The organism is Hymenobacter sp. AT01-02, from assembly GCF_000961955.2.
Taxonomy (GTDB): domain Bacteria; phylum Bacteroidota; class Bacteroidia; order Cytophagales; family Hymenobacteraceae; genus Hymenobacter; species Hymenobacter mucosus.
This window is the reverse complement of the sequence record NZ_JZIR02000039.1, coordinates 1-24,044: the sequence shown is the minus strand read 5'-3', so window position 1 is coordinate 24,044 and position 24,044 is coordinate 1. Positions and strand designations below refer to the sequence as shown.

General features: G+C 56.1%; 22 protein-coding genes and 1 pseudogene. 20 read left to right on the top strand and 3 right to left on the bottom strand.

From position 1 onward, the window contains the following. Positions 1-146: 146 nt before the first annotated feature. Positions 147-656, bottom strand: coding sequence for a hypothetical protein (locus tag VI25_RS13565; protein WP_045689206.1), 510 nt, complete (start codon positions 654-656; stop codon positions 147-149). Positions 657-958: 302 nt separating this feature from the next. Next, on the bottom strand, positions 959-3,196 hold the full coding sequence (locus VI25_RS13560) for a beta-1,3-glucanase family protein (RefSeq protein ID WP_045689207.1): 2,238 nt from the start codon (positions 3,194-3,196) through the stop codon (positions 959-961). A gap of 531 nt (positions 3,197-3,727) precedes the next feature. Here VI25_RS13560 and glyA point away from each other — a divergent pair. The 3 genes and pseudogenes from glyA to rpiB all read left to right on the top strand — a co-directional run bounded on the left by glyA (position 3,728) and on the right by rpiB (position 6,590). Beyond that, positions 3,728-5,019: pseudogene (glyA, locus tag VI25_RS13555) on the top strand (serine hydroxymethyltransferase). A 137-nt stretch (positions 5,020-5,156) separates the two neighbouring features. Next, complete coding sequence (tatC, locus tag VI25_RS13550; RefSeq protein WP_316934331.1) at positions 5,157-6,014, top strand: twin-arginine translocase subunit TatC; 858 nt, start codon at positions 5,157-5,159, stop codon at positions 6,012-6,014. 147 nt (positions 6,015-6,161) lie between these two features. Beyond that, a complete protein-coding gene (rpiB, locus tag VI25_RS13545) occupies positions 6,162-6,590 on the top strand; it encodes a ribose 5-phosphate isomerase B (protein ID WP_045689208.1) in 429 nt (142 codons plus the stop codon). Positions 6,591-6,744: 154 nt separating this feature from the next. Here rpiB and VI25_RS13540 read toward each other — a convergent pair whose 3' ends face one another. After that, complete coding sequence (locus VI25_RS13540; protein WP_055562571.1) at positions 6,745-8,166, bottom strand: hypothetical protein; 1,422 nt, start codon at positions 8,164-8,166, stop codon at positions 6,745-6,747. A gap of 160 nt (positions 8,167-8,326) precedes the next feature. On the opposite strand from VI25_RS13540, the gene VI25_RS13535 reads away from it, so the two are divergent. From VI25_RS13535 to VI25_RS25900, 17 genes are all read left to right on the top strand, one after another. Beyond that, positions 8,327-8,758 carry a ribosome-binding factor A gene (locus VI25_RS13535; RefSeq protein ID WP_045689211.1) on the top strand — a complete coding sequence of 144 codons (432 nt, stop codon included), beginning with the start codon at positions 8,327-8,329 and terminating at the stop codon, positions 8,756-8,758. 122 nt (positions 8,759-8,880) lie between these two features. Next, positions 8,881-9,690 (top strand): class I SAM-dependent methyltransferase, encoded by an 810-nt coding sequence (locus tag VI25_RS13530; RefSeq protein WP_045689212.1) that lies wholly within the window; start codon positions 8,881-8,883, stop codon positions 9,688-9,690. 92 nt (positions 9,691-9,782) lie between these two features. Continuing rightward, positions 9,783-10,226 carry an ABC transporter permease gene (locus VI25_RS28540; RefSeq protein ID WP_316934330.1) on the top strand — a complete coding sequence of 148 codons (444 nt, stop codon included), beginning with the start codon at positions 9,783-9,785 and terminating at the stop codon, positions 10,224-10,226. 8 nt (positions 10,227-10,234) lie between these two features. After that, positions 10,235-11,011: an ABC transporter permease gene (locus tag VI25_RS28535; protein WP_316934329.1), complete on the top strand. Its 777-nt coding sequence runs from the start codon at positions 10,235-10,237 to the stop codon at positions 11,009-11,011. Positions 11,012-11,304: 293 nt separating this feature from the next. Further along, on the top strand, positions 11,305-14,268 hold the full coding sequence (locus VI25_RS13520; protein WP_045689213.1) for a DEAD/DEAH box helicase: 2,964 nt from the start codon (positions 11,305-11,307) through the stop codon (positions 14,266-14,268). Positions 14,269-14,599: 331 nt separating this feature from the next. Then, positions 14,600-14,887, top strand: coding sequence for a hypothetical protein (locus VI25_RS13515; protein ID WP_055562570.1), 288 nt, complete (start codon positions 14,600-14,602; stop codon positions 14,885-14,887). Further along, positions 14,887-15,261 (top strand): hypothetical protein, encoded by a 375-nt coding sequence (locus tag VI25_RS13510; RefSeq protein ID WP_152981617.1) that lies wholly within the window; start codon positions 14,887-14,889, stop codon positions 15,259-15,261. Before VI25_RS13515 ends, VI25_RS13510 begins: the two co-directional genes overlap by 1 nt. Before the next feature lie 305 nt (positions 15,262-15,566). Further along, positions 15,567-16,043, top strand: a complete 477-nt coding sequence (locus VI25_RS13505) for an SRPBCC family protein (protein WP_045689215.1) — start codon at positions 15,567-15,569, stop codon at positions 16,041-16,043. Between the two features lie 76 nt (positions 16,044-16,119). After that, the gene (locus tag VI25_RS13500; protein WP_045689216.1) at positions 16,120-16,662 is read left to right on the top strand and encodes a hypothetical protein; all 543 of its coding nucleotides are present in this window, start codon (positions 16,120-16,122) and stop codon (positions 16,660-16,662) included. A 96-nt stretch (positions 16,663-16,758) separates the two neighbouring features. Next, positions 16,759-17,946, top strand: coding sequence for a class I SAM-dependent rRNA methyltransferase (locus VI25_RS13495; RefSeq protein WP_055562568.1), 1,188 nt, complete (start codon positions 16,759-16,761; stop codon positions 17,944-17,946). A 125-nt stretch (positions 17,947-18,071) separates the two neighbouring features. After that, complete coding sequence (gene crtD / locus VI25_RS13490) at positions 18,072-19,580, top strand: 1-hydroxycarotenoid 3,4-desaturase CrtD (RefSeq protein WP_045689217.1); 1,509 nt, start codon at positions 18,072-18,074, stop codon at positions 19,578-19,580. 78 nt (positions 19,581-19,658) lie between these two features. Continuing rightward, positions 19,659-20,339 (top strand): carotenoid biosynthesis protein, encoded by a 681-nt coding sequence (locus VI25_RS13485; RefSeq protein WP_045689218.1) that lies wholly within the window; start codon positions 19,659-19,661, stop codon positions 20,337-20,339. A gap of 70 nt (positions 20,340-20,409) precedes the next feature. Beyond that, entirely contained in the window at positions 20,410-21,021 is a 612-nt protein-coding gene (locus tag VI25_RS13480) for a TetR/AcrR family transcriptional regulator (RefSeq protein WP_045689219.1), read from the top strand. 149 nt (positions 21,022-21,170) lie between these two features. Then, positions 21,171-21,767, top strand: a complete 597-nt coding sequence (locus VI25_RS13475; protein ID WP_045689220.1) for an arylesterase — start codon at positions 21,171-21,173, stop codon at positions 21,765-21,767. A gap of 308 nt (positions 21,768-22,075) precedes the next feature. Then, positions 22,076-22,906 carry a metallophosphoesterase family protein gene (locus tag VI25_RS13470; protein ID WP_045689221.1) on the top strand — a complete coding sequence of 277 codons (831 nt, stop codon included), beginning with the start codon at positions 22,076-22,078 and terminating at the stop codon, positions 22,904-22,906. Further along, the gene (locus VI25_RS13465) at positions 22,906-23,559 is read left to right on the top strand and encodes a hypothetical protein (protein ID WP_052695327.1); all 654 of its coding nucleotides are present in this window, start codon (positions 22,906-22,908) and stop codon (positions 23,557-23,559) included. Before VI25_RS13470 ends, VI25_RS13465 begins: the two co-directional genes overlap by 1 nt. 130 nt (positions 23,560-23,689) lie before the next feature. Further along, a partial coding sequence (locus VI25_RS25900; RefSeq protein WP_236705055.1) for a metallophosphoesterase family protein occupies positions 23,690-24,044 on the top strand: 355 nt, incomplete at its 3' end.

Below are 24,044 nucleotides of genomic sequence, written 5' to 3'. Positions count from 1 at the left end.
CTAGCTCTTCCAAGTAGGGGTGCAAGTCGGGGGCGGGCGGCATCATGGGAGGAACCAGAGAAAAAGCGAAGAAGGCCTAAGCAGGACCAGCGTGAATTGATATAAATGCGGGACGAAGCTACGTAGAAGCAGTTAGCCAGCGGCTACTACCCAGCCGCTTCGGCGCGGCGGCGCAACTCGTAGAGACTCCGAACACAACCGGCCTTTTGCATGCGGGCTACGTTAGCATTGGCGAAGCCCATCTTGCCAGCTACCTTCTCGAAGTTGTAACCGCGGAAGTAAAAGTACACCAGCACTTTCTGGCAGTCGGCGGAAAGCTGCCGAAACAAGCCCAGCAAATGCTGACGGCGCCCCGCCTCGGCTACGGGTAGCACCATAGCCGCCTGTCCTGCTCGTAGCCGCTCGTCGGCCATACCATATACAAAGGCCCGTAAATCGGGCGGGAGCTTGGTAAGGCGGCCATCCGACACTTGGTCGTAGAAGTCTACCAGCACAGCCCGCAGCAGTTCGTGGGCCTGCGCAAGCTCTAGGGTATGCTGGCGGCGCACCCAACGCGCAAATAAGTCGCGGTTCTCCTCGTAGAACTTCATCAGGAAGGACTGGTTACCGACTCGGAGACTAGTTAAAACTTCGGCGAGCTGCTGGGGCGTATTCATACGGGCAAGATACGAGGGAACCGGCTGAACGACCATCGATTTAGAGCAAACGATCATCTTTCTACCTGCCTATCAGAACGGAATAGTCCGATAACTTTCGTGCTGACTGGGCGCCACTACCGTTTTGTATCGCAAGTCAGGCATACTGCTAGCAGCTTTCTGCTAGTGCGCCCCAGCGGCCGCACACCAGGACTATCAGCTTGCATCTTTACTCTGCCCAAAGCAACTCCTGAGTACTAGTCATAATAAAAAAGCAGGCTACCCAACCCGTGGGTAGCCTGCTGTAGGGCAGCTAAGTTGTTTTATTTAGTGAAGCGCCGGGTAATAGTTTGTTGATCTTTCGTGTTGACTTCCAGCAGGTACATGCCCTGGGGCAGAGTAGTAGCCTCCGCCGTGCCACGGTCGAAAGCGCCGCTGCTGATCGTGCGGCCACGCATGTCGAGGATGCGGTACTGGCTGCCTATTAAGTTGAGTTGGCTACCTGCCAAGTGTACCTGATCAACCACCGGATTGGGGTAGAGCAAAGCGTCATTGGCCGTAAGCTTGGCGGGCGCCGATGCGGCCAGGGTGGTGCGGGTGGCAGTGGCTACCTTCGTGATGCGCACCCAATTGATGTTCCAGCCGCCCGTTTGGGCATACACGCCAAAGTTGTACGTACCCGCGTTAACGGTCACGGTTCTGGAAACTGTGGTCCAGGTTTGCCAGCCGCCGGTAGCAGGAATGGTTGTGCTGCCCAACTGAATGGCCCCTGCGTTCAAGTCTGATGATACTGTACCGCCCGAGGGGCTGGCCACGCGGTACTCGATGGTGTAGGAACCGGTAGTAGGGAAGTTGATGCCGTTGAATACCAAGTAGTCGCCGGCGTCTACGTAGCCCATATCCTGGCCGCCGCCGGTATCGGAGGTGGTTTCTACCGTCATGCCGCTGTTTACGTTAGCATTTTCAGCTTGCAACAGCACGCTAAAGGCGGCCGCGGCAGTGCGCACGCGCAGGGAGGTAGCCTTGTCGTTCCAGTTGCTGGTGTTCAACGCATTGTTTACAAGGCAAGCGTTGCCGGCACTCCCTATCGTGAGCGAGGCGCCGCTGAAGTTATCGTTTTCATAGAGCACCACTTCATAGCCACTGTTTACTCGCAGCGAGGAAACATCATTGTCGAGAATACCACGGCTTTGCAGGGAGGCCAGGGTATAGTCGCCGGTGGGTAAGGCCACAGCGGTGCCGGTGTAGTTGCAGTCCTTATACAGTGTAGCCACGCCAGAAGCGGCTGGGGGCGTGGTGCCCGCATAGCCGCCGAAGGTAGCCACCACCTTGGTTGGCTGGGGCGTGTGCAGCGTGGCCGACTGGTCGTTCACGTCGTCGTAGGCGAAGCCGTAGCTGAGGTTGTCTACGCTGATGCCGGGTAAGTGCCAGAAGCGGGCGTAGTAGTTGGCGGGTGCCGCTTGGTAGTACCGGGTGGCGTCGTACCAGTTTTGCTGGCCGGGACTGGCAGTAGTCACGTCCACCACGTGGCGGTTGATGGCGGCGGTCATTTGGGCCTGAACCACTAAGTCGCAGTCACCGTCGCCCACACGGTTGTCGAGCAGGCCCTTGCCTTCAAAGGCCATTTGCGTGGTAGGGCGGCCGTTGATGATGCCCGTGCGGCCGGTAAAAGCACCCGATTGGCCCACCACCGTTAGCCGGTCGTTGGCATCTACGCGGCCCTTAAATACACCCGCGTTGCCGGCGTAGAAGATGAGGTCCGTGGTCTTGTACTTGTTCCAAATGGCGTCAATGTAGCTCTTGAAATAGTTGCCGTATGGGCCGGGCGTGGTACCGTTGGTGCCATCGGCAAAGGCAGCTGTTTTGGAGGGGAACGTGATTTCGCCCGTGCTGCTGTTTACCGTGCCCTGAAACTCAGTGGGTACGTTAGCTTTGTAAGCGGCCACAATGTCGGCGTGGTTTTTCAGTTCGCCGGTGCGTTTCTGGTAGCCATTGCCGAATAGCTCCAGGCCCATGGGGTACTTGTAAGAGTCGACGCGGGTAGTGTTGCCGTAGAAGCCGGTGGCGTTGTTGGTCAGCTCCACAAATTCGTAGAGGATGCCGCGGTTCGGGTCGTTGGGATTCTGAGCGTTGGGTGCCGCGTAGCCTGAGGGCGAGCCAGATGCACCAAAGAAGTAGAAGTACAACTGCTGGCCCTGAGAGATGAACACCCGGCACCCCGCAATGTAGGGCAGGGTAAACGTCTTGTTCGGAATGTCGCTCAGGCGGGTAAAGCAGGCCGCATAGCGCGAGTTGGCCCCGGGTCCGGTGTTGCCGTTGTACGTAGGCCCCAGCACCGTGTTGTACGACGAAGACATGGGCGTAACGGCTCCGGTTTGGGCGTTAATCCACACGTGGTTGCCAGTAGGGTCAATACCCACAATAGCTACAAAGAGTGTGTTATCGGCGTAGGGCGAGTTGTTGGCAATGGTGAACGGAATACTGCCCTGAGCCCAACTGCTTAAGGGCAGTAGCACTCCAACTAACAGCGCAAGCAGTGAAAGAAGAGTAAGTTTTTTCATGGGTAAATTGGTTGTGGTGGGAATGGATTGGACAGGCCCACTGACGAGCACCTACCGAGGTAGCAGCCAGCAGGAATAGCAGAACTGAAAGCGGAGCAAGGGAAGAATGAGCTGAGCAAGACGCGCAGAGCCGCCGGGGCGGACTGCCCAACCAATGGGGCTACCTACTGGCAGCCAGTGGATTGGACTGGGGAAATGTAAGTGGGTTTTAGAGAGAAGAAAAGGCCTCTACCAGTGGCTCTCGCCTGCTGTGTATGCGGCCCAATCACCTAGCCCACAACCGGGCGAGAGGTAGCACACATGTAGCCGCGGGCCGGGAGATACTCTTTGTAATAAGCGGTGTTGCAGCACATGCGGTTAGGCCACACGCCGCCGCTGGCTACATCGCCAGTGCATGCCCAAATTTTGTAACAGGTTTTTTGTGAGTTGCTACCTCCACACTAGGGGCTTGGTGAAGGTAGTAGCTGGCTTCAATCAGCTAACCACATTATCCTCATCACCTCATCACCTTTTACGCTTACCTTTGGCAGCATGGAAACGCAAGCCACCACCCTCGCCCACGACACCGCCATCTTCAACCTGATTGAGAAGGAGAAAGAGCGCCAAACGCACGGTATTGAACTCATTGCCTCCGAAAACTACGTGTCGGAGCAAGTGATGCGGGCCCAGGCTCCATCCTTACCAACAAATACGCCGAGGGCCTGCCCGGCAAACGCTACTACGGTGGCTGCGAAATTGTAGACCAGATTGAGCAGCTGGCTATTGACCGCGCCAAAGAACTGTTTGGCGTAGAGTGGGTAAACGTACAGCCGCACTCCGGTGCCCAGGCCAACGCGGCCGTAATGCTGGCCGTGCTTAACCCCGGCGACAAGATTCTAGGTTTCGACCTTTCGCACGGCGGCCACCTGACCCACGGCTCGCCCGTGAACTTCTCGGGCAAGCTGTATAAGCCGTCGTTCTACGGAGTGGAGGCCGAAACGGGCCTCATCGACTGGGAGAAAGTAAAGGAGACCGCCCGCCGCGAGCAGCCCAAGCTCATCATTTGTGGCGCCTCGGCCTACTCGCGCGACTGGAACTACCAGGCCCTGCGTGAAGCAGCCGACGAAGTAGGCGCTCTGCTGCTAGCCGACATTTCGCACCCCAGTGGCCTCATTGCTAAAGGCCTGTTGAACAATCCGTTCGACCACTGCCACATTGTAACCACCACTACCCACAAGACGTTGCGCGGTCCTCGTGGCGGCCTCATTCTGCTGGGCAAGGACTTCGAGAACCCCTTCGGCCTGAAAACGCCCAAGGGTGAAATTCGGATGATGAGCAGCCTGCTCGACGGGGCAGTGTTCCCCGGTACCCAGGGCGGCCCTCTAGAGCACGTGATTGGCGCCAAGGCCGTTGCCTTTGGAGAAGCCCTGAGCGACGCCTACACCGACTACACCCATCAGATCATCAAGAATGCCCAGGCCTTGGCCAACGGCTTCGTGGAGCGCGGCTATCAGATTATTTCCGGCGGCACGGATAACCACTTGATGCTGATTGACCTGCGTAGCAAGGGCCTCACCGGAAAGCTGGCCGAGAACACCCTCATCAAGGCCGACATCACCATCAATAAGAACATGGTGCCCTTCGACGACAAGTCGCCCTTCGTGACCAGCGGCATGCGCATTGGCTCAGCTGCCGTTACCACGCGCGGCCTAAAGGAGCCCGACATGGCGCGCATCGTTGACTTCATCGACGAGGTGCTCACCCATAACGCCGATGATGCCCGCATCAGCCGGGTGCGGGGTGAAATCAACGAGTGGATGCAGCAGTACCCACTATTTGCTTAACTAAGTGAATGCCTGCGTAGTTAGGTAAAGAACAAAACGAAAACCGGTCCGACAGCATCCTGTTGAGGCTGGTTTTCGTTTGTCTTTTTGCTCCGCCACCAGTTTATCATTCGCTCATACCCTCATTGCCCCCTTCTGTGGACCCAACTCAACCCGCGCTGGGCGACCAGCACGAAATGTCTTTTATCGACCACCTGGAGGCCCTGCGTTGGCACATCATCCGGGCGGCAATTGCGGTGGTAGCATTTGCTACCGTTGCTTTTTTTTCCAAGGACTTTCTCTTTCACGACTTGATTCTGGGGCCTTCCCGCGCCGACTTCTGGACCTACCGGATGTTCTGCCGGTTTGGTGCCTGGATTGGTGCCCCCGACCTGTGCATTGATAAGATCGGCTTTGTGATTCAAAACCGTGAGATGAGCGGGCAGCTCACCATGCACATTAGCACTAGCTTCATTGTAGGATTAGTGCTGGGCTTCCCCTACCTATTCTGGGAGCTGTGGCGCTTCATCAAGCCGGGTTTGTACCCGCACGAGCGCCAAAATTCCCAAGGAGCGGTGTTCTTCGTGTCGGTGCTGTTTGCCATGGGCCTGTTGTTTGGGTACTACATTGCCGCCCCCATGAGCATCAACTTCCTGGCTGGCTACGTGGTGGACCCTACTATCGAAAACCAGATTGACATGCAGAGCTACCTGAGTACGCTCACCACCATGTCGCTGTCCTGCGCTTTCGTATTTGAGCTGCCCATGATTGTGTTCTTCCTGGCCAAGGCGGGGCTGATTACCCCCGAGATTATGCGCGTTTACCGCAAGCACGCCATTGTGGTAATTCTGGTGTTGGCGGCCATCATCACCCCCCCCGATGTATCGGCGCAGATTATCGTGACCATCCCCATCTTGCTGCTGTACGAGCTTAGCATCAACATTGCCCGGGTGGTAGGCCGCAACCGAACGGCTTCTCTCAACGCCCAACTAGCTGAAAACAAAGGTATCGCGTAGCGCTTCCGAGAACAGTAAGAAAGCAGGGTGCTGCTGTGTAGGTTATCCGAACACGGCAGCACCTTTTTCTTTGGTTACTGCCTACTTTTGACCAGCTAGGTAGTAGCTTGTGCTACCTCACCGTTCTACTATCTTCATTAGCTTTCCATGAGACTTGCTATTGGCTCCGACCACGCTGGCTTCGACCTCAAACAACAACTAGTTCAGTGGCTGCAGGATGCAGGCCATGAAGTGCAGGACTTCGGTACCCATTCCGATGCTTCCGTTGATTACCCCGACTATGTGCATCCCCTGGCCCTGGCCGTGGAGCGTGGCCAATACGAGCTGGGTATTCTGCTGTGCGGTTCGGCTAATGGTGTGTGCATCACGGCCAACAAGCACCAGGGGGTCCGGGCGGGCCTTGCCTGGACTCCGGAGGTAGCTACTCTCATTCGCCAGCATAATAACGCCAATATTGTGTGCGTTCCGGCCCGTTTCGTGAGCGAAGAAACAGCTCGTGCCATTCTCACAGAGTTCCTAACTACTGCCTTCGAGGGTGGCCGTCACCAAACCCGAATTGACAAGATTAGCTGCTAAGTATGCCTAACGTTGCCACTGACGCAGCAATGGCCTAGTTACAGAACCACCCCCGTTCCCGCAGCTTGCGGGAGCGGGGGTGGTTCGTTTTATGTCAGCACCACAAGGCGGCGGAATGGGCTAGCAAGGCACTTTTGCTGGCATACAGCAAGCCTTACTTGTTGGCTGCTAAGCGGTACACTCCTGGCGTGCTAGTTGGCTGGTAACGACCGAAGATAGCCGGAATCTTATAGCGCAACTCCGGTAGTAGGCCCGCCTGGTCAATGATGTATTGGGGGGGGCGGGGCTCAAAATTCTGCGCTAGCCGGAATACCGCATTATACTCCCGCAAGTGGCCAAAATCGACTTGGGCAAGCTGCCAATCGAGGTAGGGAGTAACCAACTGATTTTGCACGTAGGGGCGCTGATCGGGACCAAGTACGAGCAGTTGCTGGCCCTGTAGAAAGGCGTAGCGTGGGTGGGGCTGCATAGCATAGTGGCTCTCCGCTGGGATGCGCAGCACTTGTTCCAGATGCAGTACTGCCCGGTAGCGCACAACTACCACCGCTCCAATAACCAGAAGGAGGAGCAGCTCTGGTATCCAGGAGCGCCGCACTTTCTGCCACAGGAACAGGCTGTAATAGGTGAGGGGAGGTAGGATAAGTACCAAGGTGCCCGTGGCCATACCCTTGCCGGCGGCGGCAATGCCTATGGTTACCACCAGCCAAATCAACATCATCTGTTGAAATTTGATCTGGAATACCAGCCCCAAAGAAGTAGTGAAGCTGCGCCCAATGCCCAGCAGCAGCAATAAGGCGGGCAGAATGAGCAGGCGCAGCAGCACCCACAGCGGTAGGCCGTCTTTTTCGCTCACCAACCCCTGCAAAGTGGGCTGCAAATGAAACTGCGCGAATTCCGGTAAGGACTCCGCGTATAGAAAGAAGGTAGCTGCTACGGCGTAAGGAAACAGGAAGCCGCACAGCAGTAGTAAAAAGCTGCGGAAGGTATTAGCAGCAAAGATGATAACGGCAAATAAGCCTACCAGCAGAAACAAGGCCAGCGGTAGGTAGCACAAGGCCGCCACCCCTATCAAAAATCCCGCTCGGAACAGGCGCCGGTTGTCGTAGCCTTCGCGCGAAGTAGGAAGCAGGGCGCTGAGAGCAGCAATGAGAAAGGTGTGCCCCAGGAGAAGGGGTGAAAGCGTGTCCAGCTCCGCCGTAATGCTGCCCAGCAGCAAGTAAGTGAGGGCACCCACGTAGCCTCGCTCCGGGTGCACATCGGCCCGGTTCAGAACGAAGTTGAAGCGCAGCGCTTGAAAGACGAGTAGGGCCAACGCCAAAACTCGGTACAGCCACAGCGGGCGTTGGCCCACCAAATCAAGCAGCCCAAACAGGCCCGCCGCCAGCGGAGCGGTGCTGTCGTACAGGTCGTGGTAGAGCCGGGCACCCTCGTGCAGCCGTTCGCCAATCAGCAGCGCCCGCAGTTCGGCGGGGGTGAGCGGAATGCCCAGCCACAGCAAGGGTAGCCGCAAGGCCAGCACTAGCAAGAGCAGACCAAACAGCCGCGTGGGCAGAGAGCTTTTAAAAAATTGAAGCAAGAGCGGAAAGAAGTGACGAGAGGTGGTACTAGGGAGAACAAAGGTACAGAGTCCCGGTGTTGGCCCTAGTGCTGCCGGCCCGGCTTTAGCTTCGCGGGGCCCTCTCCTCTTACCTTATTACCCAATTACTTAATACACCTCCCTATCTTTGCGGATTCTTATGGAAAGCAAACGACAACAAAAAGTTGCCAGCCTACTTCAACAGGAACTGGCTACCGTATTTCAGCGTGATCTGCCCCACTTGTTTACGGGCATGGCACCCGGCATCAACCTGGTGCGGGTATCACCCGACTTGGGCGTGGCCCGCGTGTACTTGAGCCTGCTGCTGACGGGTAGCAGCGAGGATCTGCTGGCCCTGGTGCAGGACAACCTGAAGATCATTCGGCAGGCCCTGGCTAAGCGCGTGCGTCAGCAGCTTCGTATTGTGCCCGACCTGGTGTTCTTTGTGGACGACTCGGCCGCCTACGCTGCACACATGGACAAAGTGTTTGGCGACCTGCACATTCCGCCGGCTACGGCTGCCGACGATGACGCCGCTACTGGCCCCGACGCCCCGAAACGCCCTAAACTCTTCGCCGACGAAGACGAGTAACCAGCGGGGTAGTGAATCTGCGGTTTAGTGAGTTCTTGGCTACTAGTGCATGCCTGCGCTAGGGCCAGCTCATCAAATCACCAACTCACTACATCACCAGCTCACTAAAAAGCACAGTTCCCTTGTATTACGACCCGATTAAGAAGTCGCTCGGCGAAGTTTTCAACCGCACGCCATTGCTGCGTCGCCTTTTTTATCACCTGCTTGATTTGCTGTTGCTGCGCACGTGGCACGTGCACCGTGAGCTGCGCCAGTGGTCCAAGGGACGCACCACCGAGGCCCTCAATATTCTAGACGCCGGCTCAGGCTACGGCCAATACACCTACTGGCTGTCGGGCTTGAGCCGTAAGTGGCAGATTCTGGCCGTAGATGTGAAAGATGAACAGGTGGCTGACTCCAACCGCTTCTTCCGGGAAATTGGGCGCACCAATGCGCAGTTTGCCGTGCAAGACCTCGTCCTGTATCAGCAGCCCAATACGTTTGACCTAGCCTTGTCGGTGGACGTGATGGAGCACATTCTGGAAGATGTGGAGGTGTTCCGTAACATCCACGCTTCCCTGAAAGACGGTGGGATGCTGCTCATCTCCACCCCTTCTGACCAGGGTGGCTCCGACGTGCATGCCGACGGCGAAACGTCCTTTATTGAGGAGCACGTACGTGACGGCTACAACATCCACGAGATTCAGCAGAAGCTGCGCACCGCCGGTTTTGAGCGCATCGAAGCCCGCTACAGCTACGGCGAGCCGGGGCAGATATCGTGGCGCCTAAGCATGAAATACCCTATTCTTATGCTGGGCAAGTCGAAGCTGTTCTTCCTGCTGCTACCATTTTATTACCTCGTGACGTTTCCGTTCTGCCTCATTCTGAACTGGTTTGACGCGAACGTGAAGCACGATTCTGGTACGGGCCTCATTGTCAAAGCCTGGAAATAGACCTTTTTCGCGTAGTGGCGTATCTTGCTCCGGCGTACCCCTTACGCAGTAACTATATCTCGCCTCTCCACTAGCTCGCCCGCGCCCCGCACGTGAACGTACCCTTGCTCATTGCTCGGCGCTATTTTCTCTCGAAGAAGAAGCGCAACATTATCAGCATCATCTCCAATATCTCCATGATTGGCGTGGCGGTGGGTACGATGGCGCTGATTATCGTGCTGTCCGTGTTTAACGGTCTGGAAGACCTAGTGCGCAGCCTCTACGGCAAGTCTGACCCAGACTTAGTTGTTACTGCCGTGCAGGGTAAGTCATTTGAGCTGCAAGCCCCCCTTCTTGCGCGCCTAACCAAAACTCCCGGGGTGGCGCTGGTTACGCAAGTCATCGAGGACAACGCCTTGCTTCAGCACCGCGACCGGCAGATGGTAGTGAAAATGAAGGGGGTATCGGATAACTACTACGCCCAGAGCGACATTGATTCTTCAATAGTAGATGGTAGCCACCGCCTGCGCCGCAACGGCACCGACTATGCCTTGTAGGGGCCGGGGTGCAGCACGAGCTGGGCATTACCCTCGATAACCGCTTTGCGCCTCTGCGGCTGCTGTACCCGCGCAATATCCAGAAGAAAACCCTGTCCTTTAACCCCGAAACGGCTTTCAACGAGCAAAGCATTCTGGCTGGTGGGGTGTTTCTAATTGAGCAGCACATCGACGACAGTTACGTGTTTGTGCCGCTGGATTTTGCTGAAAATCTCCTGCATTACGGCAACCGTCGCACGGCTTTGGAGGTGAAAGTGCGTGAGGGCTACGATATCAGTTCCGTCAAGAATAAGCTGCATCAAGTACTCGGGAAAAGCTTCAAAGTGCTGGATTCCGACGAGCAGCACGTGAGCTTATTCAAGGCCATTGAGGTAGAAAAGATGTTTGTCTTCATCACGTTCGCCTTCATTCTGCTTATTGCTAGCATCAATATCTTCTTCTCCCTGTCCATGCTGGTGATTGATAAGAAGAAGGACGTAGCCGTGCTCATGGCTATGGGAGCCAGTTCTCGCAACGTGCGCAACATTTTCTTGTTTGAAGGGGCTATTGTCGCCTTAGTCGGTGCTTTCACCGGCCTCGTGCTAGGGGTGAGTTTGTGCTGGGCTCAGCAGACCTTTGGCTTGGTGAGTATGGGTATGGCTACTAGTGTAGTCGACTCGTATCCCGTAAAAATGAAATTCTCTGACATTATGCTCACTAGCGTAGCCATCATTGTCATCACTATTTCCGTGTCTATTCGGCCTGCTCTCAACGCCTCCCAATTGGATGTGCGCGAGAACCTATAGTGCAAGTAGCTTGCTAACTGAACAATACGAGTGCCAAAGCCTCGGCCGCAAGTTCAAGGCCGCTAAGCTGAAATAGTACTTCTTCAATACCAGGCGGGTTAATAGTAACCGGTAATGTTGCCGTATGGCCTTGCCATGCTCTGTATTCATCTACCTCAAGCAGGTGTTCAGCATAGGTAAAGGCAGCTTCGTCTTTATAATGTAATTATTCTTTGAATATTTTTTACTTTTTATGAAAAATTCTGCTAATTAGCAATTATTACTACATTCACATTGCATTACTACTGTCGACTATGAAGGTTTCTACTTCACAGCCATTTCAAATTGTTTATTCGTTACTCGAGCATGAGTATTTAGGATACTTATTCGAATCCTATGTTGTCCAGCGTAACCAACGGGGTCAGCTTACGCTTCAACACCAAACAGTATCTGCCAAAAACGCCGCGGAGTTTGCCGATGGCTTGGATGAAACGGACTTCGAGCTAGTAGCTCTCACCGATCAGATTCAGCAGGATGTGGTGATGAAGGAGTTCTGGCCCAAAAAGATAACGCCAGCCGACTTTTTCCTTAAGATTTACGACGCCGACAAGGGCGACAAAGGCCTGCAAGAAGCCATTTGTACCTACGTGCAGGAGCGCATGGGTCAGATTTTGGACCGGCTGCAAGGCAAGTGCGTGTTCATCATGGGGAAAGACGGTGAACCCACGTGGCGCGAGATGCAGGTAGCACCGGAGCCCGCTTCGGTGCTGTTTCATTTCCGGCGCAACGAGGACAGTACCCATTACTTTCCTACCATTCAGTATCAGGGGCAAAAGCTTGATTTTCAGTACAAGAATGCGGTTATCGTGTGTGAGCGGCCGGCCTGGCTGCTCCTGGGTGATACCCTGCACAACTTCCACAACGACGTGGATGGCAAGAAAATCAAGCCCTTTCTCAACAAGAAGTTTATTGTCATTCCCCGGCAGGTAGAGGATAGCTACTTCCAGCGCTTCGTGGCGCCCCTAGTGGAGTCGTTTGATGTGCACGCCCGCGGATTCGATATTCGCTCGGAGCGTTACGTTGCCCGTCCTCAGCTTACTTTCTCCGATGCGCCTGGCGTAGTAACTACCCCGCGGCCGGCTACGGCTGCCCAAGGCAGGAGGGGTAGTACTGCCGTGGCTACTGCCACCGTTGAGGCACCAGTTTCAGATCATATCCACTTCGACCTAAGCTTCCGCTATGGCGACCACACGGTGCACACCGCCCACGACAAGCGGGTGTGTGTGAAGCTGGAAAAGAAGGAAGACAACTACATCTTTCACCGGCTGATCCGCAACCTCGACCGGGAGCAGGAGATTATTGGGGAGCTGCGCGACCGGGCTTTGGAAGTGCGCAATGGCCGCGCCGTGCTGGAAAAAGCTACCGCTTTTCGCTGGCTCCACAGCCACGCCGATGACCTGACCCGCCTGGGTTTTACAGTGCAGCAAGGTCCCACGTCAGGTAAAGACTACTTTATTGGGGCCGTTACGGTGCAAGTGGGTATTACGGAAACCAACGACTGGTTTGACGTGCACGGCACGGTGTATTTCGGAGAGTTTGAGGTTCCGTTTATTAAGCTGCGCCCTTACATCCTCAACAAGCGCCACGAGTACCGCCTTCCCAACGGGCAAATTGCCATTATTCCGGAAGAGTGGTTTACGCAGTACTTAGAGCTGTTTGCCTTTTCCGAGGAGCACAACCATGCGCTTACTCTGCGCAAGCACCACTTGGCACTGGTATCGGACCTGCAAAACGGCAACCTGGCTACCGTGCTCATGAGCCGCAAGCTGGAGAAGCTCCGGGAGTTTGAAGCCGTGGAAGACCGGCCGCTACCCGCCGCATTCCGGGGTGAGCTGCGGCCCTACCAGAAAGCCGGCTACAACTGGCTGCACTTTGTGCAGGACTATCACTTTGGGGGCTGCCTAGCCGATGACATGGGCCTGGGCAAAACTGTGCAAACCTTGGCCATGCTACTTCACCGCAAGGAAAGTGGTGCTGCCAAAGGCTCAGCCTCTCTGCTGGTTATGCCTACCTCCCTGGTGTACAACTGGATGACGGAGGCGTTTAAGTTTACGCCCACGCTGCGCCTGCTCATCTACACAGGGACCTACCGCGACAAAAACGTGGAGCAGTTTGCCGACTACGACGTGGTGCTGACTTCCTACGGCATTGTGCGCCTAGATGCCGAGCTGCTGAAAACCTACAAGTTCGACTACGTGATCTTAGACGAGTCGCAGGCTATAAAGAACCCAGGCTCTACTACTTCGCAAGCGGTGCGGGGGCTACAGTCCCGTCACCGTCTTATTCTCACGGGTACGCCCGTAGAAAACAGCACCATGGACCTGTGGTCGCAGATGTCCTTTATCAATCCGGGGCTGCTGGGTACCCAGGCATTTTTCCGCAAGGAGTTTCTCAAGCCCATTGAGAAAGGCAAAGACGAAGTAAAAACGCGCCGTCTGCACACGCTCATCAAGCCCTTCATTCTGCGTCGTCACAAGGCCCAGGTAGCCCGCGAACTGCCCGACAAGATTGAGCAGCTAAGCTACTGTCCCATGACCGAGGAGCAGCAGCATTGCTACGAGGAAACGAAGAGCTTCTACCGTAACAAGATCTTACAGAGCATAGAGGAACACGGCACGGCTAGCACCCAGTTCATGCTGCTACAAGGCCTCACGAAGCTACGCCAAATTGCCAACCACCCCCGCATGGCCGACCAGGAGTACGCCCACGAGTCGGGCAAGCTACGGGAGGTAGTGCGCATGATTAAGAACGTAGTATCGGAAGGGCATAAGGTATTGGTGTTTAGTCAGTTTGTAAAGCACCTGGATATTGTGCGGGCCTCGCTGGATGAGCGTCAGATTGAGTACGCCTACCTAGACGGAAACACGCGGGAACGGCACCGGGAAGTAGCCCGCTTTCAAGAAACCGAAGACCTGCGGGTGTTCCTGATTTCGCTGAAGGCTGGGGGCGTAGGCCTCAACCTAACCGCTGCCGACTACGTGTTTATCCTCGACCCGTGGTGGAACCCCGCCGTGGAAGCCCAGGCCATCGACCGTGCCCACCGCATTGGACAGCAGCGCACCGTCTTCACCTACAAGTTCATTACCCAAAATACGGTAGAAGAAAAGATCTTGGCCTTGCAGAACAAGAAAATTCAGCTGGTTACGGACCTGATTACTACCGACGAAGCCATCATTAAAAGCCTCACCAAAGAGGATATTGAAGAACTGCTGGGGTAGGCCATTATCGTTGCAAGTCTATCTTGTAGTAGCTGTTTCCACATAGGTTTATTCAAGGCTCCTAAGCCGGTGGGAGTTGAAGTAAAGGCACATGTGCTGCACTGCGTACTCTGCCGGCACACTCGGTCTGGCGGCAGATTTGGCTCGATCTAGCGAGGCTATTTCACTCAGGTTGTTGTGACCCGAGTGCCGTAGCCTATACTCAGGTCAATTGTGAGTACACCCACTGGTTCATGCCGCAGTAGGCAAGGCCCGGGGTGATGCGTGTGCACCGGCATGACGTGAATAGCAGCTTGACGCGTTCTTTCTCACTATATATCCTTTGTGCCATATGAACTATTCACTCTTGCCGTGTACCACGGCCGTAGCAGGGTTGCTGCTCACTGCCGCGACTAGTGTGCGTGCCCAAGAAGCAGGGTCATCTAGCAGCCGCTTTAGCGTTCAGGCGCACTACGGCGTTAATGGTAATTTCTTCACTTCTTCGCAGGTAAATGAGTCGAGTGGGGAGTATACCCGCACCAACTTCCTGGGTACGGCTGGCGGCGGAGCAGTAGCTACAGGCTTACCCCAGGCAGCTCCGTGGCATTGGAGTACACCCGCAGCGTCAACTCTCGGCTAGTGCATTTCACACAGTTCTTCGGAGTATCGAGTTACGCGGCGGCAACAGACTTCCGAATTCGATACCTCAACAATGCTTTTCAGGTGGTGTATGAGCGACAATTTAGCCGGAACTCCAACTGGAAGTATCACGCCGGGCTGCTCTACATGACTACCGCTTCCCAATCGTTGCGAACGGGGCCTACTATGTACATAAGTGAAATAAACCGCCGCAATAGCTACGCTGAGGAAGCCGGAGTAGTAGCGGGCCTTGAATATTCCCGGCCCATCGATACGCACTTCCGGCTAGGGCTACGGGCACGTGGGTACTATCTGATTTCGGTTACTACCCTTGAGATGTTGACTATTACCCCAACTCTTACCTACAGCTTCTAGGTCGCTTCAACTTACAAGGGCAGTAATAGATGGGCCTATTACACAGCGGCTCTACCGGAAGGCACTATAAGCTTGCCAGTACTAATCCACTAATTGGGAGCTATAGCCAGCTTTGCCAGCATAGCGCTGGTGCAGTTGGCTAGGCGCTTCTCATGATTTCCACGGCTGTGTTATCTGATATAGCGCTGGGCTCGGGCAGTTTTTGTCGAGGTGGCCCAAGGGGGTAGCATTATGCAATCGTTGCTTACAGTCCTTGCCGAAGCGGAGCCCCCGAACAAAGCTTTGGCAGCAGCGGTACTACGTATATGCACCTTATCCTTCGCACCCACGTTGCTGCTACGCCTGCGCAAGTCTGGCAGGGCTTTACCCGGGAGTTATTTCTTGACTTAGCGCCCCCATTCCCACCTTTCCGTTTGCGGCGTTTCGATGGGTGCCACCGCGGCGACGAGGTGCACATTGAATTGGGGGCCGGCCCGTTATGCTACCCCTGGACTTCGCTGATAACTGACCACGGTACCCAGCCCGATGGAACATACTTCTTTGTAGATGAAGGTCAAAAGCTGCCGCCCCCGTTGCGCTTTTGGCGCCACCGCCACCTTATGCAGCCCGCTGCAGGCGGGGGGACTTACATTGTGGAGGACTTGGAATACCGAACGGGACTACGAGCGTTGGATGTGCTGCTATATCCAGCTATGTGGGCCCAGTTTGCGTGGCGCCGTCCCATCTACCGGCGGTGGTTTGGTAAGCCTGGCCAAGTAAGTCCCGCGAAAACTGATCGGTAGGGGCAGCGCGCTTCTTACCTCTCCCGTATAGGTTCGCAGCAAGTAGTGTAGCTTGTCTCTCCTCCCGGTATTGCCCATGCCTATTTCGTTTACTCCTACCCGCCGCGCACAATTGCTTTCCCGCCTGACAATGGTGCTGGTGGGCCTATTGCTGTTTGCTAGCTGCCGCAGTGCTCAGTCTGCCTATCAGTTTCAGCCCCCTGCTTCGTCTCGCCTAGCGCACGTTGGTACGCCTGCTTTGCCTCCGGCAGCGGTGGAAGCTGCAAGCCTACCCGCTCCGGCACCCACGCCGCTCGTGGTGGGGCAGCCTACCTCCCAGGAGTCGCGCAAGCCTCGGCAGGTACATCAGCAATTGCGTAAGGTAGTGGCGCGGGCAGCGGTGCACCAGCGGCTAGTGTCTCTGGTAACCCAGCCGGCGGCGCAGCGGGTGCAGCATGCTGCCGGACCTCGCCACGTTTCTGAAGTGGGATTGGGTACTACCGTGCTGGGCGTGTTGGGACTAGTGGTGCTGCCCATTAGCTTACTGGGGCTGCTGATCTGGGGTGGGCCGGTGTGGCTTATTCTAGCGGGCTTGTCGGCTTTGGCTATCCTGGTTGCCTACCTCGACCCCTTCGGCTAGCCAATAGAAAAGCTTCTTGACAAGACCCAGGAAATCCCGCTTATCCTCAAGCGCTATGGCTACCTTTGTAGTCCATTTTTCTAACGACCTACCTTCATGTCTGCAACCGTCACCCTCAAGCCCGGTAAAGATCAGTCCCTCCGTCGCCTGCACCCGTGGGTGTTTTCGGGCGCTATTGGGCGGATGCAGGGCGAAGTAGTAGAGGGCGAGGTAGTAGCCGTGCAAGCTGCCAACGGTGAGCTGCTGGGAGTGGGCCACTACGCTCCCGGCTCCATTGCCGTGCGCATGCTTGCCTTCGGCCCCGAGGCTCAACTACCGGACGCCGCGTTCTGGGAAGCAAAAATCCGCAATGCCTACCTGCTTCGGGAGGGGCTGGGCCTCACGGGGCAGGGCAACACCAACGTATACCGCTTGGCGCACGCCGAGGGTGATGGTTTGCCCGGTCTGATTATTGACGTGTATGGTGATGTGGCTGTAGTGCAGGCACATAGTGCCGGCATGTACAAAGCCCGTCCGCTTATTGCGCAGGCGTTGCAGGCAGCGGTGCCTGGCTTGCGGGCCATCTACGACAAGAGTGCTGAAACGGTACCGGTAAAAGCCGCTCCTGGAGCTCAAAATGGGTACCTCTTCGGGGAAAGCAACGGCCAAGAGCACATTGTGCACGAGAACGGCCACCCCTTTGCCGTCGATTGGGAAACGGGTCAGAAGACGGGCTTTTTCATCGACCAGCGCGACAACCGGAGCTTGCTGGCCCGCTACGCTCCCGGCCGCCGCGTGCTCAATACATTCTGCTACACGGGCGGCTTCAGCTCCTACGCGCTAGAAGCCGGAGCAGAGCTAGTACACTCGGTCGATTCCAGCAAAAAAGCCATTGAGCTAACGGAGCGTAACGCTGCCCTCACGGGCCTCCAAAACCGGCACGAAGCCTACGCCCAAGATGTATTCACTTTTCTCAAAGACCGCCACAACCAGTACGACCTTATAGTGCTGGACCCGCCGGCCTTTGCCAAGCACCTCTCGGCTCGCCATAACGCCCTGATGGGCTATAAGCGCCTGAATGCGGCTGGTATCCGCCAGATTGCGCCTGGTGGGCTACTGTTCACCTTTAGTTGCTCCCAGGTAGTATCGGCTGAGTTGTTTGAGGGAGCCGTGCTAGCGGCGGCTATTGAAGCGGGGCGCCCTGCCCGCATTCTGCACCGCCTTACCCAGCCAGCCGACCACCCCGTGAGCCTCTTCCACCCCGAAGGTGAATATCTGAAAGGCTTGGTGCTAGCCGTGGAGTAGTACCTGCAAAAACATTTAGTAGTAGCACCTTGTGTAAGAACGCGCTTCGGCGCGTTCTTCGTTATGGGTATTTCTACGTAGAAGCTTCCATTGCCTTTTTCTAGCTCTTCTTTTATCTCGCTTTTGTGGCTCATTCCTCAGCGCGCTCTTCCGCACCCAAGCAACCCGTAGCTATTATTGGGGCCGGTATTGGTGGTATTGCTACGGCAGTGCGGCTAGCGTTGGCAGGGCACCGCGTAACGGTATTTGAAGCCCAGGAATCGTTTGGGGGGAAGATGCACCAGCTAGAGCTGCCCGGCGGGTACCGGTTTGATGGTGGGCCCTCGTTGTTTACGCTGCCCCACTTAGTCGATGAGCTGTTTCAACTAGCTGGCCGCAACCCGCAAGACTACTTCCGCTACCAGCGCCTCGACCCCATCACTCAGTACTTCTTCCCCGATGGTACCCACCTCACAGCCTGGGCCGATGAAGAGCGGTTTGCAGCTGAGGTAGAGCAGAAGCTGAACGTGCCGGCCCCGGCAGTACGCGAGTTTCTTGGCCGTAGCCGCCGCGCCTACGAGGCCACTGCCGATACCTTCCTGCAAAAGTCTCTGCACAAAGCCAAAACCTACCTCAGCCCGGATGTTCTGAAAGCGCTGTCGGCGCTGCCCACGCTGGGCCTGACCAGCACCATGCACCAGCGTCACCAGGAGGCCTTTCCGCGCGAACCGCGCCTCGTGCAACTCTTCGACCGGTTTGCTACCTATAACGGCTCCGACCCCTACCAAGCGCCGGCTACGCTCAGCCTCATTCCGCACCTGGAGCACGGTTTGGGTGCCTTCTACCCCGAAGGCGGCATCTATGCTATTGCGGAAAGCCTGGTGAAGCTGGCTAGTGAGTTGGGCGTGCAGTTCCGGTACCAGGAGCCGGTAGTAGAAATTCTCACGGCGGGCCCGCGTGTAACCGGCGTACGCACCACCCAGGATGTGTATGATATGAGCTTGGTAGTGAGCAATATGGACGTGGTGCCTACGTACCGCCGCCTGCTGCCCGGCCGCCCGGCCCCCGAGCGCACCTTGCGTCAGCCCCGGTCATCGTCGGCGCTGATTTTCTACTGGGGTATTGGGCGGCGTTTCTCGGAGCTGGGAGTGCACAACATCTTTTTCTCCGACGATTATAAGCGGGAATTTGATGCCATCTTCCAGCAGAAGACAATAGCCGACGACCCTACCGTATACATTAACATCACCTCTGGGCATAGTCCCGCCGATGCTCCGCCTGGCCACGAAAACTGGTTTGTGATGGTCAACGTCCCCCACGACCAGGGCCAGGACTGGTCGGCCTTAGTGCAACGTACCCGCCAAGCCGTGCTAAGTCGCCTGAGCTATGCCCTAGGTACCAACATTGAGCCGCTGATTCGGGCGGAGCACGTGTGGGACCCGCCCGGAATAGAGCTGCGCACTTCCTCGTTTGGGGGGGCGCTGTATGGCAGCTCAAGTAACAACACCCTGGCGGCATTTTTACGCCACCCCAATTTTTCGCGGCAGATAGATGGGCTGTACTTTTGTGGAGGGTCGGTGCACCCTGGCGGTGGTATTCCCCTTTGCCTTCTTTCTGCGCGCATTGTTTCTGATTTAATTGCTACTGGAAAGTAAGAACGGCTGAGCGGGGCAATGCACCAGCATTGCCCCGCTCAGCCGGGCTACTTCCTTGCTGCTTACTGATACGTCTTCATGTCTGATCCAACGCAACACCCTCCGCTCCCGGCCACTGCCGTCCCCGCCTCCGTGCGGAACCTGCGGTTAGCCCAGGGCGTGCTGCTGCTCTTTCACACTACTGGTTTCCTCGGAATGGCCTTCTCCAAAGACCCTTCCTTCTACCTGCAGTTTGTACCATTGAACCTGCTGCTCACCGCCGGGCTGCTATTCGCCTTTCAGCGCGACCGTAGCCCTGCCTTTTGGGGCTTCTGCCTGGTAGTAAGCCTGGTAGGTTTCTTTGTGGAAGTAGTCGGGGTTAGTACCGGCAAGATCTTTGGGCAGTATGAGTACGGAGCCACGCTGGGCCTGAAGTGGCAGCAGACGCCCCTTATCATTGGTCTTAACTGGCTAATGCTCACTTATATGACTGGTGTCCTGGCCTTGCGTTTGCCCTTGCCGGCTTTCCTGCGGGCCGTAGTAGCAGCCCTACTTCTGGTGGGTATGGATGTTTGCTTGGAGCCCGTAGCTGTGCGCTACGACTTCTGGACTTGGCAGTACGATGTAATTCCGCTGCAAAATTTTAAGGGCTGGTTCTTGGTAGCGCTTATCTTGCAAGTGTATTTTAATCGCGTGGAGTTTGACAAGCGTAACGAGCTGGTTCCTTTCGTGTACATGCTGCAACTGCTGTTTTTTTTCGGCTTGAGTATGTTGTTGTAGGCACTAATAGCGTTGAGGTTGAGTTAGCGTGAGGGGATTGAAATCAGCCTAGAATTTTTGATGTTTTCATATGGAGGAAATCTTACTCCACCAACTTCTCGACCGGGCTAACGACATCTTCTGCCAAGTGGGAGTGGGCCTGATACATGAAGAACAGTTAGCCGCTGCCCTCGACCTTACTCCCACGGTATTCCGTGAGCTGTTTGGGAATAAGAGCAACCTACTATACCAGGCTACCCAGCGGAGCATGCAGCGCCAGCGCGCCGAGCACGACCAGTTATTTGCGAACCTGGCTACCCCCGTTGAGTGCTTGCTGGCCCTGCTGCACCATAGCGTACAGGAGTTGCGTCGCTCGCCCCACTACGACTACCACGTGATGCGGGAGCACTACCCCGATTCGTGGGAGCTTCTTCAGCAGCATCTCTACGAGTATTCCTCCCCGCTGCTCACGCGCCTCATTCAAGCAGGTATCCAGGAGGGGCAGTTCCGCGCCGACCTTGATGCTCCCCTGATTGCGCACATCATGCTGGCGCAATTCAATCTCCTGATCGACGAAAAGTTCTTCCCTCCCGATCATACCAACCAGGCGGAAGTGTATCGTAACATCTATCACCACTACGTCCGGGGCCTGTGCACCGACTCCGGGCTTCGCCTGGCATCACCACTCTTCGGCCGTATTTAGCCTGCCTCCTTACGCAGAGGTTGGTATACACAAGCCCGACGGTGGCACCTGCCAAGTAAGCGGGCAGTAGGTTTCTGCTGGCTTATAGGCAGCCCGATACTGCACTTGTGCGTATGGCTAGCAGCGGCTTTGGCCGCTACGAATAGCCTATGCAACAAATCGTGTTTTTTGGCGACTCCCTCACGGCTGGCTACCAGTTGCGCGGTAGCGAGTCGTTTCCTTCTCGTATTCAAGAGAAAATAGATGCGCTCGGCCTGCCGTATAAGGCGCTGAACTACGGTATCAGCGGCGAAACTACCGCCGGTGGGCGCCAGCGCATTGGCTCCGTGCTAGATCGTGTAAATCCCATCGACGTGTTTGTGCTGGAACTAGGTGCCAACGACGCGCTGCGTGGCATTCCGGTGCGCGAAACTTCCCAAAACCTCCAACACATTCTCAATGAGGTGCGCCGCCAGTACCCGCAGGCGCGGATAGTGCTGGTGGGCCTGGAGTTCCCCTTCGACCTAGGACCTTTGGCTAGCCTGGGCGGTGGGCGCTACGGCCACTATGCCCAAGAATTTAAGGCCCTGTTTCGGCAGTTGGCAGAGAAGAACGAAGTTGATTTCGTGCCCTTCCTCCTGCACGGCGTCATTGGGCAGCGCCACCTCAACCTGCCCGATGGTGTGCACCCGAATGCGGAGGGCCAAAAGCTACTGGCAGATAACGTGTGGGCTATACTACGGCCCGTGTTGGAGCGCACTACATAGCCCATGGGGTACTACCCTTAAGGCTTGCTAAAAGCCAAAGTGTTTGCCAGCCAGCAAAGAGAGCTGGACGGTAGCTAACTGTATTTTTCTGCTGGAAACGAACCAAATTCTTTGCCGGGCAATAGCAAAGGATTTTGTGTGTTTGGAGCCTATATAGGCCGCCTACCTTGGAAACGCTACCGTAGCACTGCTGTTCGTGGTTAGGTATTGTAAGCCGCAGGCCCAACAATACGAGTAGCTGGCTAGTATATAGCGCGGCCCTGATCTTCGGACTAGGGCTTCCTATTGCTGTATTTGTGCTGCTCTGTATGCTCTTACCTCTTCTCTTCTCCTACCGACGCCTAGGGCTACCATTGGTGGCAGCCGGCGCACTTCTCAGCGGCTGCGAGCTACTCGAGTTCAGCCCTAACGACCACCGCTCGCCCAACGACAAGCAGGACCTGACGGCCAAAAACCTGGCTGCCTTGGCCGCAACCCCGCTGCCGGCTGGTGACACCCTGCGCTTTGTGTATACGGGGGACTCCCAGCGCTTTTACAACGATGCCAAGGACCTGGTGGCCAGTGTAAACCGTCAAACGGGCGTGCAGTTCATGATTGTGGCCGGCGACATTTCCGACTTTGGTATGGCCCGCGAAATGTGGTGGGTAGACGACCACCTGCGCAACCTAAAAATTCCCTACCTCACCGTCATCGGCAACCACGACCAGGTCGGCAATGGCCGGGAAGCGTACAAAGCCATTTTTGGCCCCCTGAACTACTCGTTTGTGTACGGCGACACGAAGTTCATCATGACCGACACTAACGGCCGCGAGTACAACTTCAACGGTAAGATTCCCGATATGAACTGGGTGCGGCCTCAGTTGCAGGACGCCAGTGTGCGGCGCCACGTCATTATCAGCCACGTGCCGCCCCAGGATGATGACTTTGACCCGGCTGTGCGCGACGCGTACGCTCAAGCGTTGCGCGAGGATCCTCGCTTAGTATTTGAGATGAATGCCCATCGGCACTCATTCAGTGTGGGGCAGCCCTTCAATGATGGGGTCACGTACGTGAACTCCTACGCCTTTGAGCGGCGCAAGTACCTGATTGTGACGGTGTGGGGCGACAAGGAATTTCGGCTTAAAGAAGTGTCTTTCTGATGATACAGCGCATTGTAGTTGCTGCAGCTCTGGCTGCTGCGCCCCTGCTGACATCAGCAGCCCAGGAGCTAGCTACTGCCCCGCCTGATACTACCGGGCAAGTTCGTACGGCCCTTGCCCAACAGCCGGCCCCACTTCCCTGGTACCGTCCTCGCCACGCCGTGGTGCAAACGGGCGGTGGCATTGGTATGGTGGCCGCGGGTGTGGGCTATGGCCTGTGGCGCGACCGAGCCGAGCTGGACGTACTCGTGGGCTACGTACCGAAGAAGCACGCTGGTTCTACCCTCAGCATAGCCACAGCCAAGCTCATGTTCTCGCCCTACCTCATCCCAATAAAGGAACGGTGGCAGCTACGGCCCCTTACCGTAGGGGTTTACTACAGCTACACCCACGGCACCATCAACGACGAGGAGCCGGGTCAGTATACCAAAGGCTACTACTGGTTTTCAACCGACACTCGCATTGGTCCTTTACTGGGCAGCCGGATTACGTATGCGCGTGACCCCAGCCCCCGCGGGCGGGCCCGTAACATTTCGTTCTACTACGAGTTGGGTACCAACGACCTGTACATCTTGAGTTATGCACAGAACCGCCGCGGCCTTTCCCCGGTTGACATTCTCACGCTGAGCTTGGGACTAAAGGCTGACTTTTAAGCTTGGCTAGCTTGTGCTAGCCAAGCAAAGCAAGTTATACATGAGCACACGGTATGCACGGGCAGTATGGATAGGGCTGGCAGGACTAAGTAGCTGCCAATGGGTAGAATATAGCCCCAACCAAACCTATTTGCCCGTAGCAGAGCGTGCCCAAACTGCCCGCAACCTAGCGCGCCTACGGGAAACTGCCTCGCCAAGTACCGATACAGTACGATTCGTGTTCATTGGCGATACTCAGCGGTTTTATGATGAAACCGAACGCTTTGTGCAGAGCGTGAACCAGCAGCGCGGCATCGACTTCGTGTTTGTGGCTGGCGACATCTCCGACTTTGGCCTGACCCGCGAGTTCCGGTGGGTACACCAGCGCCTACAGCAGTTGCGAGTACCCTACCTGACCGTTGTGGGCAACCACGACTTAGTGGGTAACGGGCGCGCCATTTACCAAGCCATGTATGGCCCCCTGAACTACACCTTTCGCTACCAGG